At 51.1% G+C, this 18,645-nt stretch carries 12 protein-coding genes; 1 reads left to right on the forward strand and 11 read right to left on the reverse strand.

All coding sequences use genetic code 11. The features are described 5' to 3' along the window. Window positions 1-1,237: 1,237 nt before the first annotated feature. The 3 genes from COW1_RS06485 to COW1_RS06495 form a co-directional block, all read right to left on the reverse strand. The gene (locus COW1_RS06485; protein ID WP_201345772.1) at window positions 1,238-1,660 is read right to left on the reverse strand and encodes a hypothetical protein; all 423 of its coding nucleotides are present in this window, start codon (window positions 1,658-1,660) and stop codon (window positions 1,238-1,240) included. 400 nt (window positions 1,661-2,060) lie between these two features. Continuing rightward, a complete protein-coding gene (locus COW1_RS06490; protein ID WP_201345773.1) occupies window positions 2,061-2,735 on the reverse strand; it encodes an SOS response-associated peptidase in 675 nt (224 codons plus the stop codon). Between the two features lie 56 nt (window positions 2,736-2,791). Next, entirely contained in the window at window positions 2,792-2,962 is a 171-nt protein-coding gene (locus tag COW1_RS06495) for a ribbon-helix-helix protein, CopG family (RefSeq protein ID WP_157745450.1), read from the reverse strand. A gap of 128 nt (window positions 2,963-3,090) precedes the next feature. On the opposite strand from COW1_RS06495, the gene COW1_RS06500 reads away from it, so the two are divergent. Further along, window positions 3,091-4,005, forward strand: a complete 915-nt coding sequence (locus COW1_RS06500; protein WP_201345774.1) for a hypothetical protein — start codon at window positions 3,091-3,093, stop codon at window positions 4,003-4,005. 311 nt (window positions 4,006-4,316) lie between these two features. On the opposite strand, the gene COW1_RS06505 is transcribed toward COW1_RS06500, so the two are convergent. The 8 genes from COW1_RS06505 to COW1_RS06540 all read right to left on the reverse strand — a co-directional run bounded on the left by COW1_RS06505 (window position 4,317) and on the right by COW1_RS06540 (window position 18,556). Then, entirely contained in the window at window positions 4,317-4,769 is a 453-nt protein-coding gene (locus COW1_RS06505) for a hypothetical protein (RefSeq protein ID WP_201345775.1), read from the reverse strand. Between the two features lie 27 nt (window positions 4,770-4,796). Further along, window positions 4,797-5,621 carry a GIY-YIG nuclease family protein gene (locus COW1_RS06510; protein WP_201345776.1) on the reverse strand — a complete coding sequence of 275 codons (825 nt, stop codon included), beginning with the start codon at window positions 5,619-5,621 and terminating at the stop codon, window positions 4,797-4,799. A gap of 41 nt (window positions 5,622-5,662) precedes the next feature. Next, window positions 5,663-6,250 carry a helicase-related protein gene (locus tag COW1_RS06515; protein WP_201345777.1) on the reverse strand — a complete coding sequence of 196 codons (588 nt, stop codon included), beginning with the start codon at window positions 6,248-6,250 and terminating at the stop codon, window positions 5,663-5,665. 121 nt (window positions 6,251-6,371) lie between these two features. Next, window positions 6,372-8,504: a UvrD-helicase domain-containing protein gene (locus COW1_RS06520; protein ID WP_201345778.1), complete on the reverse strand. Its 2,133-nt coding sequence runs from the start codon at window positions 8,502-8,504 to the stop codon at window positions 6,372-6,374. 12 nt (window positions 8,505-8,516) lie between these two features. Further along, window positions 8,517-14,936 (reverse strand): DEAD/DEAH box helicase, encoded by a 6,420-nt coding sequence (locus COW1_RS06525; RefSeq protein ID WP_201345779.1) that lies wholly within the window; start codon window positions 14,934-14,936, stop codon window positions 8,517-8,519. 15 nt (window positions 14,937-14,951) lie between these two features. Then, a complete protein-coding gene (locus COW1_RS06530) occupies window positions 14,952-16,118 on the reverse strand; it encodes an HNH endonuclease (RefSeq protein ID WP_201345780.1) in 1,167 nt (388 codons plus the stop codon). A gap of 3 nt (window positions 16,119-16,121) precedes the next feature. After that, a complete protein-coding gene (locus COW1_RS06535; protein WP_201345781.1) occupies window positions 16,122-16,832 on the reverse strand; it encodes an OmpA family protein in 711 nt (236 codons plus the stop codon). Between the two features lie 8 nt (window positions 16,833-16,840). Then, on the reverse strand, window positions 16,841-18,556 hold the full coding sequence (locus COW1_RS06540; protein ID WP_201345782.1) for a hypothetical protein: 1,716 nt from the start codon (window positions 18,554-18,556) through the stop codon (window positions 16,841-16,843). Window positions 18,557-18,645 lie beyond the last annotated feature (89 nt).

The raw sequence follows: 18,645 nt of genomic DNA on the forward strand, positions 1-18,645 counted from the left end.
CATGCCATTTGCTCGGCAAATGGCCCGCCAGCGCCTCCCGGGGTCGGGCCAATTTTACTCGCGTTCCCGCTCGCAAATTCTGTCCCTCCCGCCATTAATACATGGATGTATTAATGGTATCGACGTGCTAACTCGCGAGTAAATATTGACAATGGTTCCACCGGTTATCTCACGCCAGATTCGTCATCTTTTTTAAATTGGGTATCGTTAATGGATGTTGGCATCGAGCGCAGAATGGTGTTTTCGAGTCTGCAGATCGACACCGGATCAAGTTCAGTACTTGGCAAAGTGGCCCGTATTGGCCCACTTTGGGCCCGAACTGGCCCGTATTGGCCCAGTAAGGTGTTTGATGACGGTACGCTCTACTAAAGTGGCCCGTATTGGCCCACTTTGGGCCCGAACTGGCCCGTATTGGCCCAGTAAGGTGTTTGATGACGGTGCGCTCTACTAAAGTGGCCCGTATTGGCCCACTTTGGGCCCGAACTGGCCCGTATTGGCCCAGTAAGGTGTTTGATGACGGTGCGCTCTACTAATGTGACCCGTATTGGCCCACTTCGGGCCCGAAGTGGGCCAATACGGGCCAGCCAACCGACAGTGCAAACAAAAGCCACGAAGGGCGGCAAGAAGGGGGTGTCTAGTTGACGATCAGAATAGCCAGGTTCCGGGATTCGGTATCGGCTCGCCGCAGCTGGCCAGTTTGAGGCCCTTAAAAGGCAGCGAACGATCAGCCAGACGAGATAAAACAGCAGGATCAAGTGGCCAAAGGGGTAAACAGTAGGTACAGGAAAATACCAATCCACGCTTGCTTACCCGAAAACCCCATTTCTTATACCAATGGCTTGTTAATTATTTTGCTTGGTGGCGGATCAGATCTTGATCCCGATAGGCCGGTCTCCGACCTCTCTCCGACTGCGAAAAAAGTGTACCACGTGGTACACCCAGATCTTTTGTACACGAATTACACCACGTATATCAGTATTTTACGATGAATCTTTGCGGGTTGTCGAGGCGGTGTCAGTAACCTCGGATTCATGTGGTGGATCTGACTCGAAGCCCCAGGATCGTCCCTAGGGCCTGGGATCAGATGGCGAGAAGACGCCGGGCCTCCGACTGCGAAAAAAGTGTGTCACGTGGTACATTTTTATTCGATGAGGCATATATTTTTATTTTTTATTAAATGGTTACTGCGCAAGCCTGAGGCTCGCAGAAGCGAATCCGGCACCCTCGGATTTTGGGGTCACAGCACGCGCTTGTCCTCAGTCTCCGGCATGTGCTCGCCGCAGTACGACCACATGCCACCAGGACCGACACGGCCTGGGGCGCCACATTGCACGCATGTGCGCTCGATGCGCTCTTCAGCAGCTTCGATAATCTGATCGAAAACCGCTTCATCTGACAGGCTGCACCCTTGGTAGTAGATTCTCAATCCGCCGTATTTTTCTTTCACATCAGTGATCTGAGGCCACGCATCAGTAGGAAGATCCATCCGCTCAGCGGCCTCTTCCATCTGCCGAAATGTGTCCTCGAGAACCTCCGCCCAAGCCGGCGGGCACGCAAAGCCTAACGGCTTGGGGAAAAGGCGTGGGTGCCGGGTCCGGATTTCCTTCTTCCTCTTTTCCCATGTTTCCTGTTCATCTTTCGATAGCATCTCTCGCTCCATATATATATCCACGCCCACGTATATTATCCCACGAGATCGGCGACCACCCGATCCGTCAGCCGGGCCGGGCAGCGATTCCTGCGCGGAGGATCTGGGAGAGACTGGGTATCGGGTTGCCCACATCTGCGAACCGGCGCGAAACTCCTGGATCACTGCATCGTTCGCTGGATACGGCATGATTGGCGCTGGGCCGGCGCCGGCTTGCTCTTGTCCTCACCCCCCACTTATCTTCTGTGGATGCGGAGATTGTAGATGTAATCCCAGGCTGTCAGGAATTTCAGCCACAGCGGACAGACCCCAGACAAGGATTACTGGATACTACATTTGCGCCGAGCGACACTAGGGTCTGCGATCCGGCTCAATGCCAGGGAAGGCGCAACCCCCGCTCCCGCGGGGGTTTTCAGTTTTGGCATTCGATCACCTGCGGGCTGTCCTCGCGGGTGTAATAGCCCACCGGATACCCTTCCCATCCCTCATCCGGCGCCGAGCCCAGCAGGGCCTGAAGCTGCTCCGAATCCGTGACCGCCGGATCCAGCCACTGCGCCCAGGCATCGGGCGGCAGAATCACCGGCATCCGCGGATGAACCTCGCCAATGGCTGCATTGGCCTCGGTCGTGATGATCGCGCAGGAATCAAACGCCTCACCGCCCTCCTCTTCCGGCGGCTCCCAGCGACCCCAGAGTCCGGCCATGAAGAAGGGTTCACCGTCCCTGCGTCGGAAGTAATACTGCGGCTTGCGCTTCTCACCGGTGTCCTTCGGCTCATAGAAGCCATCAGCGGCGATGAGACAGCGGAAATACTGGAAGGGGAACCGCCAGAGGCGGCTGGTCGTCAGGGTTTCGGCCTTGGCATTGATGGTGGAGTACCGGGTCTTGGGCTGCTTCTCGAAGGGCGGGGTGTAGGGCCAGCGCAGCAGGGCCATCTCCCGCTCTCCCGCTGGATCAATCCGACAGACGAGTGCTTTTTGGCCGGGGAGGATGTTATATCTTGGCGGAAACACGAGAAATTCGCAACGGGCATTGGCGAGCTCAGCGAAACGCACAGGTGTGGTAATTTGGGTAAAGCGACCGCACATACATTCCCTTTTGAAAACCTCAGGTTCAGGTCAGTTCATAGACCATGAAATTGAAGTCAAGAAGACGGCTCATCGTTTACTTTGAGATATGCCTCCAGCGCTAGCCGCACGACCTCAGAACGAGTCGGAATCTTACCCAGCTCCCCTTTGAGCTGCATGCGCTTCTCATCAATCTTATCCGCCAGGTCCGCACTGATACGGACGTTTATCTGCACTCTGTCTTCCATCGGTGCTGCTCACTGCATGACAATTTGAGAAATCGTACCTGTATACATGAACATTGTCTACAGTATTGACAATGACAAAATTTTATGTATAATGTGTAGACGTATTTATTTATTTATCAGGTGACAAAATGATTGCAGAGATATTTGCCATGAATCAACAAGGACTTAGCCAGCAGCTAGAATGCCGGATCATAGGCATGCACTTGGAAATGGATCTGGATAGTGGACAGCATATACACCGTCTACGTCTGGAACACATGTCTGGAATGATCAATGCCTATATCAAAGCTGGAGATAAAGTGGCGCCCTTAAAGAAGATTAAGCGAAAGCAGTGGGCATCAGTAGTACTACGGAAACAACCAGCACCAATTGGTAATGTTGATTATCGAATTGTCCAACTTCAACTGACCCATGTCAGGACAAATAATACTACTCCGTCACTGCATACCTCATGTGTAGCAAAAGCGGGAGCAATTACTGCATTAACGACTGGCAGCGCTGAAAATAAGCAAGCCAAGATAAAGCGCCGAAAACTTGCTCCTCCGCCAAGTATAAATGGTAACACCAGTAAATGCAGTGTCTGCGGATCTCCTGATGTTTGGCCAAAGAAACACGGCATGTGTCCGAAGCATTATCGCCGCTGGTACAACAAGAACCATCGTGACGCAAATAAACGCCGTGAACAGGTCAGAGAGTGCTATCGCAGAAATCCTGCTAACGCCCTGCTGAGCTTGTACAAAAGCAAGGCCAAACGCGAAAACCGCGAATTTGACCTTGACCGTGATTGGATCCAATCACGCCTGGATAAGGGAAGGTGTGAAGTGACTGGGCTACCTTTCGCCAAAGGGAGGTTTGGGGAAAAGCCAGGTAAATATCGACAAGACCCATGGGCGATATCGATAGACAGGATCGATAACAGGAAGGGCTACACGAAGGATAATTGCCGGATGGTAGTATGGTCGCTCAACCGCGCAAAAGGCAATTATCCTGACGAGGTGTTATTGAAACTGGCAGCAGCATTGGTTAATCCGCCGTTGCTGTAAGTTTGATAGCGAACTGATACTACCTTTGATATATAGCGCGAGCTCACAGTTGTACGGAGGGCTGTGAGGATATAGACCAACTGCAACAGCAGTTCTCGGAGTTGATGCATCGGCGATATTCCGCTGCATAACCGCACAGCCGGGTCAGGCTGAAAATGGGCGCTCTCCGTTATTTCCCATATTGAAGTATCCCTCCATTTATACCTACCTATTTTCAGCAAATGTCTCGTCGAAGCCGGAGCTCATCGTTGACCACACTGGTACCGTAAGCGGTATTTGGCGATCGTCTACAGATTCTATGTTGCAGTTATTTAAATGACTCTTGGCACCCGGTCTGACTGAGCCACAGATTGATTAAGTACGCGAAGCTTGGTAAGCGAAATCTGATATTGACCATTGCTGGGTAGTGGCTTTCCTTCGAATTGATCCCAAACATATTTTCCCGGCCCGTTATAAATTTCTTCAAATGTTCCGTCTGGTAGTATCTTTATGACTATCGTATGCAGCGGCTTACCACGAAAAGCAACGGTATTCGATTGTGTTGCCTTGATCTCAATTTCCAACCCGGCCTTTGTGACCGCGTCATAGCCTTTGTTTGATGCCGTCTTAAGCTCAAGATCATAGGCGTCTGCAACCAGACACTCACCAATGCTGCCCACCATGTGGCCATCGGGTGTAAAATGCCTACCAGGAAACATCTCCTCAAGCTCTTTTACCGTAGCATACAACCGCTTGATCAGGGTCCGGAATCTATCGTGATCCATCACAGATATTGAACGGCTTTATAAAGACTATGGCGAATGAGTGTTAGCGACATGAATAGTTCCCCTTCTCAGCCATATTGACGTTGGTGAAAGCACCTCAACCTGAACCGGATTATCAATCTCGAAATTTTGACCAAACCATTGGCGCAATTGCGTTCCCCCCATAATCCGCGGCGCATTAGATTTATTTACGGACCTGTTGATATAACCCTGAATCAACTGCTTGCTTTCACCGCAATATATTTCTATTTTGTCCCGATCAGCGCCAAATAACTTCATATACTTCGTAGGCACATTGAAGAACCCTTGATTATAATAGGTTACGCGTAGCTGGAAGTGAAATATTGTATCGTCAATCCTTGACTCCGTACCTGCATTCAATTCCGCATTTTGCTTATATACAGTTAATTCGACAGGGGAGGCTTCACTATCGTTAACTGTGTTTTCAGGCTCTTGAATTGCATTAGGACGACCATTCCATGGCGGTGATATATCGGATATAAGACTATCCTCCAAGCCTGCCGCCAAATTAATATTGAATCCACCATAGTGGAGAAGACCGGAATCAGGGAGAACAAAAATATCAACTGCTTCTCCAGCCTTCAGAAGTGTTTTTATATTTTCGTTATTTTTGATATTGGTCGATTGACTTGGTCCCGGATTCTGATAACTGGCCATTCTACCTTTGAGTGTCTGCGTTGTTTTTCCAATATATTTTATATCGCCATTACTCACGAACGCATATAGGACATTTTTTGCATTTACTTGGTTTGTCAGCTCAAAGACAGGACGGTCGTCAGCTAATTTCCAGTGCCCCACACATTCAAATCCTAATTCAATAAGTCTGTTCATATTCTCAATTTTACGGACAGCAATCTGTTACCTATAAATTTTCAACTCAACGAAAGATCAATACTCAATGCCTTCTTAACCGCCTCTGGCAGCGGAATCCGCTCTGCGAGCTTCTCCGTCGTCTGCGCATCCGTTGCGATTGCAGCGCCCATGACGACATTAAACCAATTCTCACGGTCCGTCACCACCCGATACATCTTCTCATCCTGGGTTTCGGCCACATAGGGCAGATAGACGTGGATAGGCTTGCCGGCGTACTCTGCCTTGGCGCCAATGCGGTCCACGCGACCGATGCGCTGCTCCAGATTACTCGGGTTCCAGGCCAGGTCATGGTGGATGATATGACGGCAGTTAAGGTGCAGATCCACACCCTCCGACATCACGCTGCTGGCGACCAAAATTACCGCGTAGAATGGGGTATTGAAGGCCAGCATTAAACGCTGGCAAATTTCGTGCTTGGTCGCGCCGTTTACCAGGCGCACGTTGCCGACAAAGGCGCGGAGCTCCTCCTCATCTTCCTCGGCCTCGACGGATTCAGAGCTATAGAGAGGGTCAAGGCCACCCTCGCTGGAATACCCAGCATTATGCAATGTCAGCAATGGGGTTAATTTAGGCAGTGCTGTGGACATAAAAGCAAAACTCACTACAATTCTGATGACCACAAAGTCAGCATAGATTGATCATGGGATAATGGCAGCCAACCCCTATTTTTACTGATTCATATTGACTGATTTCCCTGATCAGGGAAGATCATATTTCACTGATGAATTTACTCGGATTACCATAGTAAGAGACAAATAACTGACGTACTGCGCGTGTGGCAGAGACATGGAATAACGCACGCTCAGAAAACTCACTCGATCTGTTCTCTGTAGGATCTTCCGATTTTTCAATTGCATTTTTCAAGGGCAGAATACCCTCATTTGCAGCAACAATCATCATATGACGGAATTCGAGCCCTTTAACCCTATGCATTGTCGCTAATCTAACACCATCCTGGCTACGATTATCGGCAACCTTTCTACTCATTCGGATGCAGGAGATATCATTTTTACGTAGCGCGGATTCATACGTTCCAAGCAGCTCGTTGGTTCGTGCCACAATACATATATCCTTAAGGCTTTCGCCCTGTTCCAACAAGGAGCTGATATTGACATTGATCCAGTCTTGCTCCTCTTTCTGTGACCCAAACCCCTCGACTAGCGGCTTATCACCATGCACCAGCGACCTGTAACCGCCTTTTTCGTCCTCACCCCCATCCAAGTCGTCAACCTTCATACCCTCAAGCATTGCGGTAGCGAAACGACGAATCTCTTCTGTGGTACGATAATTTATTTTCAGCCTCCTGCTCCTGCCACGCACTTCAATTCCACAAGCGCTGAGGGTATACCTCCTTCGATAGATGCGTTGGTGTGCGTCGCCGACAATAAACAAGTCGTTTTTGGATTTTTGGACCATGAGCCTGATAAGGCGCATTACCTGCGGACCCATATCCTGCGCCTCATCCACCACAACAGCATCATAGGGTAAGCTTGCATTACCTGACTCCAGCAGGTCTGCAGCATCCTGCGTGGCGTCTTCGCTCGTCCGCAATCCCCGCTGATGCAACTGTATCTGAAGTTCCTCGAAAACCGGCCATATTGCTGACCGTTGCGCCCTTGTCAAAGGAACGCCTCGACCGGTTCTTCTCGCCCTGAGATACTGCTTCTCATCAGTAATCCTTTGCGGCAGGATCACCCTATCCCATTCTTCGTTATAGAAACTCTTCGGCAACATTGGATCTGATGGCTTCGTATCTAGGGCGATATCCCAGCATTTCTTATATTGATCATTGCCTTCATATACTATTTGATGAGGATATCGATGCCTTTTCAAGAACCGACTCACCCAGGCATCTATGTGCACAACCTCGATTCTATCCATATCTTCGGCAGAACAGATTCTTCTAAGGTTTTCCTGGATATCAACCGCAAGATTGGCGGTAAATGTTGTAAATAAAATCTTACGATCAGGCGCTGACAGGCTGTTACGAACTAGCCAGCGCGCCCGATGCATTGCCACAACAGTTTTGCCTGTGCCTGCACCCCCAAGAACTCGGATTGGTCCATTGACACTCCAGTTCACCAATCTTCGCTGAGATGGATGAAGGAAGATTCTCCATTTCTCCAGCGGGGCCGAAAGCATGGCCTCTAATTCGTGGTCGTCCTCAACCACATAGAAGCTGCGCAGGCTCTGTTCTCTCTGTAGGGCGCTGGCAAAGTCCGTAGTATCCACCTTCTGTTCAAGGGTGGGCGAGTATTCTTGAAGAATTTCCTGAACATCGCTACCCGCAGCAATCAAATACAGAGCTTCAAACGCCTCTTTCGGCAACTTGCCCTCCAGACGCTCCAGCGCGTCCTCAGTCCGTATCTCTTTGACTACAGATATTTTATCTTCCGGAACACCAAGTCGCAGAAGTTCTCGATCCCTCAAGCTGAATAGTGGCGCAACATCTACTTTTTCCTTTTGCTCAATGTGCGTTTGATTTTCATCAGCATCAGTAGCCTGTATTAGCTGGAGACTGCCAGTTTCAGGGTGAATTTCACAAGTATGTCGTCGTGCCCAGTCATATGCATCGTCATGCTTGGCGACCCAAAGCAGGACATAAACATTACCCTGTTCTGGACTCATCACAATCCCTCGATAATCCTGATCTATCCGAACAGAGCGAAATTGCGGATCGGCAGCATCATTGAGCTTTTCGTAATTAATTCCCGAGCTATATGGATCATTACGAAACTTTGTTACAAAGCTCATGACTTTTTTCTGCTGCGACTTTGGAATTTTCGCATAGGATTCCAGGAAATCAGTAGAAATCGCAACGGTTGGCCTAAGCTGATTCACAGATAACTCCTGTTAATGCGCAACGCCTAATTTGGACGTCAATTGGTCGATTACGGTATCATCAAGCCCGACAAACACCGACCACCCCTGTTTTTCGAAGGCTTTTATTTCCGCCTCTTCCGCATCGACAACAACTCCGATATTTTTATCACTCCATACCAGGTCCATTTCAGGCAATACTTCACCCGCCTGGTCTAGTATCTCGACTCCAACATCAGGAATGGGGAGCCCTGCATGTTTAAGCCTAATTACCGAGCTACCGAATAAGGAATTCTTGCCGACATGAGACCACATATCCTCTTCTTGCGAAGCTTTTTCAGGTTCCGTCGCTGCTGTTACTTTCCCTCGTACAGGAGCTGAATAGATACCGTTCATCACTCCTTTTACTGATGACATAGTGAGGTTCGGCACGAATTGAAGAAGATTCGCAGTTTCCCAGTAGGAAAGCCATCGCAGTTCGAAGTCCTTGTCCTGGCGTGCATCGCTGTCATCAATGGCATGATGTACAGTTAAATCATGCTTAAAGGGCTCAATGTTTTGTTTCTGCGCCTCTGCGAAGGCAGACTTCGGAATACGGGAAGCAATACATATCCCTTCTGAACCTCCTCCAGCTTCACCAAGCAGGGCTCCCAAGGTGGCTGGATCATCATCCTTACCAGGCCATATCTCACGAATATACGATGGCATATACGGCTCTAGTTTGGACAATAGCTCTTGCCGATACCCAGAGTCTTGCAGACTTCTGTGGTCAAGCCACCCCAGACTGCGAGACAATGCCGTATAACGTAGACGATCCCTACCTTCCTTGCCACCAGAAAGATATAACAACAACCAACGAAATGACCCTTCGACGAGGGTGCTCTCATACTCTGGATACGGCTGCCAACCAGCGATTGAGCTGAGCCCCGTAAACATCTTTTTCATATTCGGCTGTTGGTCGATTGATAGAAGCTCGGACGCCGGTTTTAGCATCTTGGATCCTGTACTCGGCAATGTATGCCAGCCGAATGTCCAAACCATGAACTTTCCGCTATCTAAAATAGCCTGGCGCTTTGCAGTATCATCAGCCAGTTTGGAATAGTGGTATTGAAATCCGTCCATAAAGATGGCGACGGGCAGGCACTCACTCGATTCCCTGACTGGCCAGAAAACAAAATCCGGAACTACCTGCAGGTCAACTCCTTGCGCAGGGCCAAGCTTGCACTGGGGTTCAAGTTTCCATGCGCTTGCCATACCCGAACCGCCATTGTGAGAAATCGTGACAAAAAATCCAGGTTTTCCGTCAACCAGCTGAGGCGAGAGGCTTACGCCATCCGTATTTGTCAGTGCATCAATAAACCTCTGCTCAAGCTCACTTTCTAGAAGCGCATTGATTTCAACGGAACCCAGGCTTTCGATTTCTTGCAGACCTTCTGACTCCGAGAGTATTTTCTCAAGAATCTCATCCGCTGCCTGACGAGATATCTCATCCATCTTGCGGCTTTCTCGATAGGCAAGGATACAGGAATAGCACCCATCCTTGCTATCATCAGTCTTGCACTCACAATTGTGTATAACCTCATAAGCCCCGCGCAGTAGGTTGATAAGATTTTCCGGGCTCCTTAACAATTCTTTCAGATAACCTGTACCGCCTGGAACGCTATCAAACAAAATCAAGTAGTGCTTCCGAGTCTCTCCTGCTGTCGGTTCTGACTGATGTGCGACCTGAATATGATCCACATTTCCACGAAAATATTGTCGCAGACCTAGATTCAGGGCCGCAATCAGCGAGTGCAAACGTTTCCCTGAGCTACCGACCTCTGCCAAAGGCAGCAGGATTCTTACTGCTTCTGACTCCAGTTCCCTGAACAGATACAGACTCTCGAAATAGTCGTCTTCAGTCTCCACTGCGCCTGCACGCCGCAACTTACAGTCGTAAGCGTGCTGAAAACCTGGTCGCTTGCCTCGATGATTACGACGAACTTTCCCACAATGGCGGCAAAGCTGGAATCCGGGTCGAGACGAGAAGTCGCCCGCCACTGAAAATTCATGTGACTGATCACCCGGCTGGCCAAAGTTGATTTCTTTAAGACTTACCTTAGGCAAATATTCGAAGCCAAAGGGTATTTTTTCATTGATGATCCTATATGCCTTAGTCGCGGATGCCGGCGGGACATCTATCAGCATCTGCCGGTTGAAGAAAATAGGCGTACGCTGATCACTGTCATCACCAATTCTGCTGCTACGGTCATCGGCGGTTGCGAACACCTGTCGCAGCCTAAGCAAGTTGCGTTTACGGCCAGCATCAGACCACTGCGGACTGCCACAGCGCGGGCAGACAGAATGAGGGTCACCTGTAATAGCGACGTTTTCCATATAATGGCATCGGTCACACAATCGCCAAGGCTGTGCCTCGCTTACACTCAGATCAACCTGATCTATCTCAACTTCTCGACCTACGGCATAAAAGCGGCTTAACGGCGCCAGCTCACTGAGAGCTGCCTGCCCGGGACGTTGCATCTGAAAGTTGATTCGCTCATAACGCCGGCCGCCTTCGTCCCCTTCTCGTTCTGCCTGTTTCAGGCGACGAAGAATTACGGTCTGTAATGTGACGCCCTCCTCTGGGAAGGCGTAATTGGGTAACAATCCCTCATCGGTGAAGAAATTCAACGTCGCGGTGTCATTTATTCGGCGTCGCAAGGCCATCAGTGCACCACGCTCTGCCAAAACTCCATCGAGTTCTTCATCGACTGCCTCATCCCGAGGCAGATCTTCAAGTCTCTGCTTCTGTGACTTCAGGCGATCGATCCTCTTATTCAGGCCTTTACGCTGCTGAACCAACTGGTGCAGGCGATTCATCACGCGGTTCGCCATTCCTGACTGTTCGTTCGCACCCAAAAGAAAGCTCTTGAGATGCTCCTGTGACTCTTCTGACAGTTCAGAAAACAATCCGACAAATTCCCGGAATATGGCTGTCCTGTTCTTTTCTACAAAGGCCAGGAAGGAATTGGGAAAGCGCTCTTTCGCATCCGCTTCCACTCCATCGAGAACTTCTTGAAGTTTGCGCGGAATCGAATCTCCTGCCACACCTGACGCAGCCCAACGGTCAAAACAGTAAGCGATCATCTGCCGTTCGAGCACCGCCGTTGCCTGAAGAAAGACACCCGGAGGGTGAATATCACCATCAATCATAGCTCTAGGGTTAGCGTAAAAGTACAGGTCATGCTTATGAGCATTGGCAACTGTCACCGTTAGTGCATTACCATCCCTTCTGCCTGCACGCCCAATCCGCTGTAGATAATTGGACTGCCTGGGCGGAACGGAGCACAGCAGCACAGTCGAAAGATCACCAATGTCGATTCCCATCTCAAGCGTGGGAGTCGAGGAAAGCAGATTAATATCCCATGGCTTCTTGCCATAGATAAACGAGCGCTCAACGCTGAGTCGAGTCTCAGCGTCCAACAAGGCTGTGTGTTCAGATGGCACCAGCCTATGTGGCCACTCAACCTGCCTGGGTTGATCAGTATGAGAGGTCGGCATATGAACAAATTGGCCTGAGCAATAACTCTGCAGGCACGGGGTATGCTGCCATCCCTCGACATCTTCAGAGGGCACCTGAATCCTGCTCCTACACACATCGCAACCAAGCTCGGCAACCGATGTTGTACATATCCATTGCCCGAGGTCGAGGCCCCATACAGGGTCCGCACCCACTTCCTTCTGTAGCAGAAAGCCGTCTTTCTCCAGCCGTTCAATGGTGAGTTTGATTGCCTGTTGATACTCAGATGTCGCAAGTACGTCGTCTTCTGAGGCTAAAGTCTTTTTGAACCAGGCGTAATACCATGATTGTCCCTCTCGCTGGAGTGCCTCAAAGGACTTGCTGACATTTGTCAGACTCAGCATAGCCGGTGGCCGCGCTGCACCGCCATAGTTCGGCATATAAGGCGTGCGATACAGCTCGTACGTTTTTCCGCGCGACTGGACATATCCATCCAGCATCGGATGATAAAAAGCTCCACGGACCCTGAATCGCCACAGCAATCCCAGCAGATAGCGGAGCACTTTGGTCGAGTCTAGATCACGTAGCGGCCCGATTTCCTCTGAAAGTCGCATCGTCAACTGCTGCGCCGTCTCTCGCAAGGACTGGCCATCCACTCCCACGGCCGCTGTCTTGGCGCGTTCCAATGTACGCCCAATCCGCGAGCGTAGTCCGAACCCCTGGATCACCTCCCAAGTCAGCCGTTGCTCTACAAGCCCAGCAAGCGTAGACCGATCAGGAAGAGCGCCATGGCCTGTTAAATGCTCGTAGTCCCTCAACCATTCCATATTTGGTGCGATAAAGGTCCCCACGAACCGCGCATCGTCACCTGCTCGATTCCTCCAGTAACGAGGCATCTCTGAGGCGACCACCGAAAGAGGCATTCCCTCCCCCTGGGCATGAATGAATCGGCTGATGGCACTACGCACCAGGGTGCTGTAGGTGCGCGCCCCAAAAAAGCCAGCTCGGTGGGCCGCGTCCTGAACAGAATCGGAGAAGGCAATCAGCTTCTTGTGGTCGTTGTAATGGCTTTCGAACAAGCGTCCAATCAAGACACTGGAGAGTGACGCGGCACGCGACCCAATCAGACTCAGACCTTGCCCAGCACCACAAAACGGGCAATCGTGGTGAGTCTTGACGACGTTAGTATCCCCCCTGCTCTGCGTTCGCCGCATATCCGGCTCCCAAACCGGTATGGCCGTATCGGTATTACATGCAGGGCATGTGGTACCGACGTGCTGGGGGTGCAGCTGGGAACAGTTCGGGCAAACGGCGCCATCCGTGCCCTTGGCTTCCCTCAAGGGTGCGTTATCGACGGGGAAAAACAAGGAAACGTCTGGATGATTGCCGAAGTAGCCCCGGTAAATGGTCTGTAGATCTGACTCCAGGTGACCTTCACCCGGATGCCGGATCGATACCCAACCGGTTGAATGGCATTCCCGGCAATGCACCACGGGTAAGTGCAGAGGATCAGTCAAGTCCGTGAGATCATCGGCGAAATACAGATGTGGGTTCCCCTCCACAGTGGCGACCAGGCGGCTCAGTTCGCGCATCCAAAGTTGGAATCGAACGTTTACGAATGCTTGACCTTCACCCGGCTTGCTGGTTGCCGTGCCATTCGGGACCTTGGGATTCCGGGCCCATGAAATCAGCGCAAGCAGGCTGTCCAGCATCTGGCGCGCTCGGACACGATCGATCCGAAACCGGGTTGACCATTCTTCGATCAATGCATTGATGTCGATGATGCCATGTGCTGCCTCAAGCAGCTCCCGGAAGGCACCACACCTACACAGGCATTTCGCCAGCGCGAATCTGGCCTCCATGGCAGCATCAGGATCCGTGGCATCCAGTGCCGGCGCGTCCTCGCCAAACCACAATAGGGACTGTGCACGCAGATAATCTACATCGCTGTCGTGCAGAGCCGGACGAATAGCACGGTTGACACCACTCGTGGGCCAAGCCGTGTAAAATACGTCGTAATCAGCGAGGAACTCCTCTGGAGAAAAACGGTCTTCCTGGATCACCGCCTCCTCGTCGAACTCGGCTGCGAACACCTTTTCGGCGTAGCTGATCAACTCCTGTCGGGAGGCCGGTCCACCGATCGTGGCCGAGGTTCCAACGCAGGCAAGGCCATCGCCAACCGACAGGCGATCCCGCAGCCGCCGGATGAGACATGCCAAGTCCGTACCCTGGGCACCATCAAAGGTATGCAGCTCATCCACGACCAGATAACGCAATCCGCCTGGTTCGTTGTAGCGCCACAAGCGTTGGTCGCTTGGCCGCATGAGCAGGAAATCCAGCATCTTATAGTTTGTTAACAAGATATCTGGGGGGTAGTCACGCAATGTATCTTTGCAGGTGATGACCCCGTCCCGGGTCATGGTTTTCTGTGGGGTCTCCTCCGCATCACCCACATACAGGCCCACGCTGATACGCCCCTTGAGTCCGGCCTGATCATGAATTTCCCGGGCGAAACGCCTGGCCTGATCGGTGGCAAGGGCATTCATGGGATAGACGATAATGGCCTTGATACCCTTTTCCTTGCGACCAGCGCAATAGTCGAAAATCGGTAATGAAAAGCATTCCGTCTTACCCGAGCCGGTACCGGTGGCCACCAGTGTTGATCTAGGATTCGGCCCTGCAAGCCGCTGGAATGCGCTCAGCTGATGGCGGTAGGGTGAAAACGGCAGGTGGACATGCTCAAAGGGCAGTACTTCCTGCTCATCCGCCTTACGGAAAGGCAGTCCAAGGCTCAGATATGGTCCCTTGAAAATCGCCTCAGACTCAGCGAGAAGCTCCTCCAGCATGGTGCTGCCATCTTCACGACGAAACCCGGGAGTCGTCATTGGGAAGGTAGCCTGGAGGAAGCGACGGACGGCCTCTTGCAGCTCGCTTTCGACTATGGATGGCAGCATATCAGTATATCGTTCTTAAAGTTCCATGACTCTGGCAGGTTTGATTTCGCCACATGCATGGGAAGCTAACCCTTGTATATTTTGCAAGGCCTCGATCATAGTCCAGACGCTCCAGCCAGCCTTGCGCGCAGCTTCCCGATCCTCTTCCGATATGGCGATCCCAATCCTGGTTTCCGGCCAAGCAAGCTCAAGGTTGGCGACCACGGCATAACTTGAATCCTGCACATCCAACCCCACTTCAGGCGCAATCGAACAATGCGGCTCTAACGCATCCACCAAGCCATGCAATCCGGGATCGCAGTACCTAAGCGCATTGGTCCATCCTGTCGGTTTCAGCAAGCCCTGCTCTCGACGCAGCCGCGTGATCAACTGCGTATCCGCGTGCGGGATGAACATCTGGCCATGTAGCGGTTGCTCACGGTGACAACATGAACATAGTGCCTGCAGATTCGGCCGGCTGTTATCGCCTTTCAAACCGTTTTTATGGTGCACGTGAAGCAACTTCTTGTGGCCACCCAGGTCTACGCCACAGGACTCACATATAAAATTCTTTTCTGACTTGTAGTGCGCAGCGACTTGAGCCCAATCTTTGGTATAGCTGTCATACTCGTGCTCCCCTGCCCTACGGCGAGGGAGATGCGGGAAAAATGAGCTATAGACAGAGAAAAACTCTTCTATATCGAAAGTTTCAGCAATGTTACGTGCACCACTATTTCCAGCACCTTTGTAATTCAGCTCCTTGAGGCAATTCTGACAGACCTGAAGCTTCGCAATCCCTTCAATATATTCTTTGGTATGCCAGTCTTCACCTGATACCTTGAAATCACCATCAAGGTTTTGTGTTACGACATAGCGCTCAAAACGACCGCCTTCTCGCATCATCTTCAGGGTCTTGCAGTCCGATATATGGAATCTATTACCCTTTTTCCCATCTTTCAGCGTTTGATGAACACCCTTTCGTGTATGGTCTTGGATATACAACAGAATTTGCCGGCCTTTATAGCTTAGCAATCCATTTGAACTGTCAACGTCATTCCAGTCATTTAGGACAATGCCCCTTTCTAGCTCGATATCAATCTGAGTAATCGGCTCTGCCTGGCTATGGACAGAAAAGTCCACGGGCTCCGCGCCCATTTTCCGTACAGCCCTTAGCAGATCACTGAAATCAACGTCCAGGGGCACTGATCATGACTCCTCAATGATCTTGCGAATCTGGGTTTCTGCGTTAGTAATCACCCTGAAGGTAACTCGGCGCGATGCCTCTCGATCCTCCAGGCCGTTCTCGCCGAGAACCGGGCGAGAGGAGGAAAAACCGACTGCCGCAAAGTGGCGTTTAACCCATGGCTTGTCCTCGACAATTTCCGGCAGATCATATACATACTTCAGCACAGATTGCGTTCGCCCCTGAGAGAGGGACATATTCAGAAAATAAGCTTCCGTGGCGGTGGTGTTATTGTTCCAGATACTGCTGGTGTGTCCTTCTATTCTGATCTCATCAATGGAATCCTTGTATTCCTTCAGAATGCTCAAATAACGCGGAAAAAAGTCAGACAAGATCTGTTTGAACCGTTGACGAATCCTGGTTTCACCCATTCCGAACAATACGTCGGGTGATTTGAATTCAAACGCCAAGGTTTCCCTGTTGACTTCAGCATTCCAGCGTTTGAGGTCGTTTTCAAACTCGTCCACCAGGGCTTCGTAAATTGCGACCTGATTCTCCTGATAAGCAACAGCGATTTCCTTGATCTTGTCACGCTCGATGAAGGCGTTGCGCATAAGGGCTATGGCTATAAACAGAAACACCATCATCAGGCCAGCCATCAGATCCGACACGGTCAGCCAGTGCGCGCCTTCGCCTTCACCGCCCGCGCGTGATTTTCCCAGTATCCTGTCCATGGCGGGCATCAGTTGTTAAATCCAGCACGACCCTCGGCGCGCCGGGCCTGATCCACTATCTGCGTCATTCTTTCAGTCAATGCCGAATAATCCTCGGTAAAGCGATTAGATATTGCAGCAAGCGACTGGCCCATCGCATTCATGACCCGCTCCATTTCCTGCTGCATGGCCTGATCCATTGCCTCCAGTTGCTTATTAACAGCCTCTCCAGTCGTTGCAATCGACTTTCCTAGCTCACCTTCGAATGCCTCGTGCGCACGGGCAAGCGAATTGGACTGTTCCTGAACGATCTGATTGAACACGCTTTCCAGGCGTTGCTGCATTGATTCGATGGAATCCGTCACCTGGTACTGAACTTCCTTAATGCTGGCTTCAAGATTCTTGTTGGCATCGATCAGCTGTTCACCAATGGCATTGGCATTATTTTTCATATCATCGAGCAGGTTACGAACATGCTCATTGATATCCTTCATGGTGTCTTCCAGCTGTTCACGGATATGCTGGCTGTTATTGGCCAGTTGATCCGAGGCATTGGTCAGCCCCTCATTGGTACGATGCACACGATCCTCGAATTCCTTTGCCCCATCCACTATCGCAGCATTGACTGTCTGACTTGCGGTCATGATCTGCTCGCCCGCATCCTTCACCGCGGTTGACACATCCTTGACCATGGCATCCATCTGTTCCTGAATCTGCGGGACGGCTTCGACAGCTTTATCACGCATATCCCGGAATGCCTCCAGGTGACGCTCCAGCTCGTTGAGCTGATGCTGCGTCGTCTCCAGTACCGTTTTCAGGCCGTCCATGGCCACGGGGATCTGCTTGGACTCCTCGCTGATGTGAGCGACCGACGCCTCCGTCTGCGTGATTGCCTGCACCCCTTGCGAATACTGCTCGATCATCTGCGCCAGCTGCTCGCGGTAGTTGTCCTGCCAGTGAACCAACTTCTCCACGGCGGCGTTCAGCTCCTTGAAATTCTCCCCGAATTGTTCAGTGAGATTCTGGTTGAAATCGGCAATCACTTCCTTCAAGGCATTGATTACCTGCTCCGTGGCGGACTTGGACAGCATCTCGGCGAACTCATCCAGCTTCTTCCACAGATCCGTAGAGAAGGCCTCGAAACGTTCCTGCTGTGTGTTCAGCATCACCGATATCGCTTCCTGGAGCGAGACCTGGGCGGACAGCTTCTCAACCGTTGATTTCGATTGTTCCTGAACATCGCTTCGCAGCAGCCGTATCTGGCTGATGAGGGCTGAGTCTTCATCGCCAGCGATGGACCGGGTGAGTTGCTCGGTCGCGTTTCGCTGCGCCCGGATCTCGGTGTATATTTCCTCGGGTCCCACATGTTGGACCTGATCCTCTTCCACCCGCTTATGGAGCTTGCCGCTGCTGTCCAGTGTTTTAAATATGATAGCCAGCGCCATACCTACAAGACTGGTGATAAAAGCGGTCTTAAGCCCTTCGAGCAAGGGTCCAATGCTGCCGTCGATATTGTTTACGTCAAATCCGAGCAAACCGATAACGATACCGATAAAGGTACCCAGAATGCCGAGTGAAGTCAGAAGATTCGGCGCGTAATGCACGTATCCCGGAAGGACACCTTTGCGTGCCGAGACGAGCGCGAATACGAATGCGCCAATCAGAATGAAAATGACGATATTCGTTACCGACCCTGCTGTTGATTCGCGCAATATTGATTCGATATAGCCTGCTACATTATACATAAGCACTCCGTATTTCTTTTACGGTTGTTGTTCGAATACTTTCCGTTGCACCTAGCAAAGCTGTCCCACTGCGGACGCCAAAAATCCAG

The sequence above is a fragment of the Thiohalobacter sp. COW1 genome, from assembly GCF_016629505.1.
In the GTDB taxonomy this organism is placed as follows: domain Bacteria; phylum Pseudomonadota; class Gammaproteobacteria; order Thiohalobacterales; family Thiohalobacteraceae; genus Thiohalobacter; species Thiohalobacter thiocyanaticus_A.

Coding starts and splice junctions, on each gene's coding strand:
- COW1_RS06535 (WP_201345781.1), bottom strand. CDS start 16,832: ATGGACAGGATACTGGGAAAATCACGCGCGGGCGGTGAAGGCGAAGGC.
- COW1_RS06515 (WP_201345777.1), bottom strand. CDS start 6,250: ATGTCCACAGCACTGCCTAAATTAACCCCATTGCTGACATTGCATAAT.
- COW1_RS06525 (WP_201345779.1), bottom strand. CDS start 14,936: ATGCTGCCATCCATAGTCGAAAGCGAGCTGCAAGAGGCCGTCCGTCGC.
- COW1_RS06505 (WP_201345775.1), bottom strand. CDS start 4,769: ATGGATCACGATAGATTCCGGACCCTGATCAAGCGGTTGTATGCTACG.
- COW1_RS06495 (WP_157745450.1), bottom strand. CDS start 2,962: ATGGAAGACAGAGTGCAGATAAACGTCCGTATCAGTGCGGACCTGGCG.
- COW1_RS06540 (WP_201345782.1), bottom strand. CDS start 18,556: ATGTATAATGTAGCAGGCTATATCGAATCAATATTGCGCGAATCAACA.
- COW1_RS06500 (WP_201345774.1), top strand. CDS start 3,091: ATGATTGCAGAGATATTTGCCATGAATCAACAAGGACTTAGCCAGCAG.
- COW1_RS06490 (WP_201345773.1), bottom strand. CDS start 2,735: ATGTGCGGTCGCTTTACCCAAATTACCACACCTGTGCGTTTCGCTGAG.
- COW1_RS06485 (WP_201345772.1), bottom strand. CDS start 1,660: ATGGAGCGAGAGATGCTATCGAAAGATGAACAGGAAACATGGGAAAAG.
- COW1_RS06510 (WP_201345776.1), bottom strand. CDS start 5,621: ATGAACAGACTTATTGAATTAGGATTTGAATGTGTGGGGCACTGGAAA.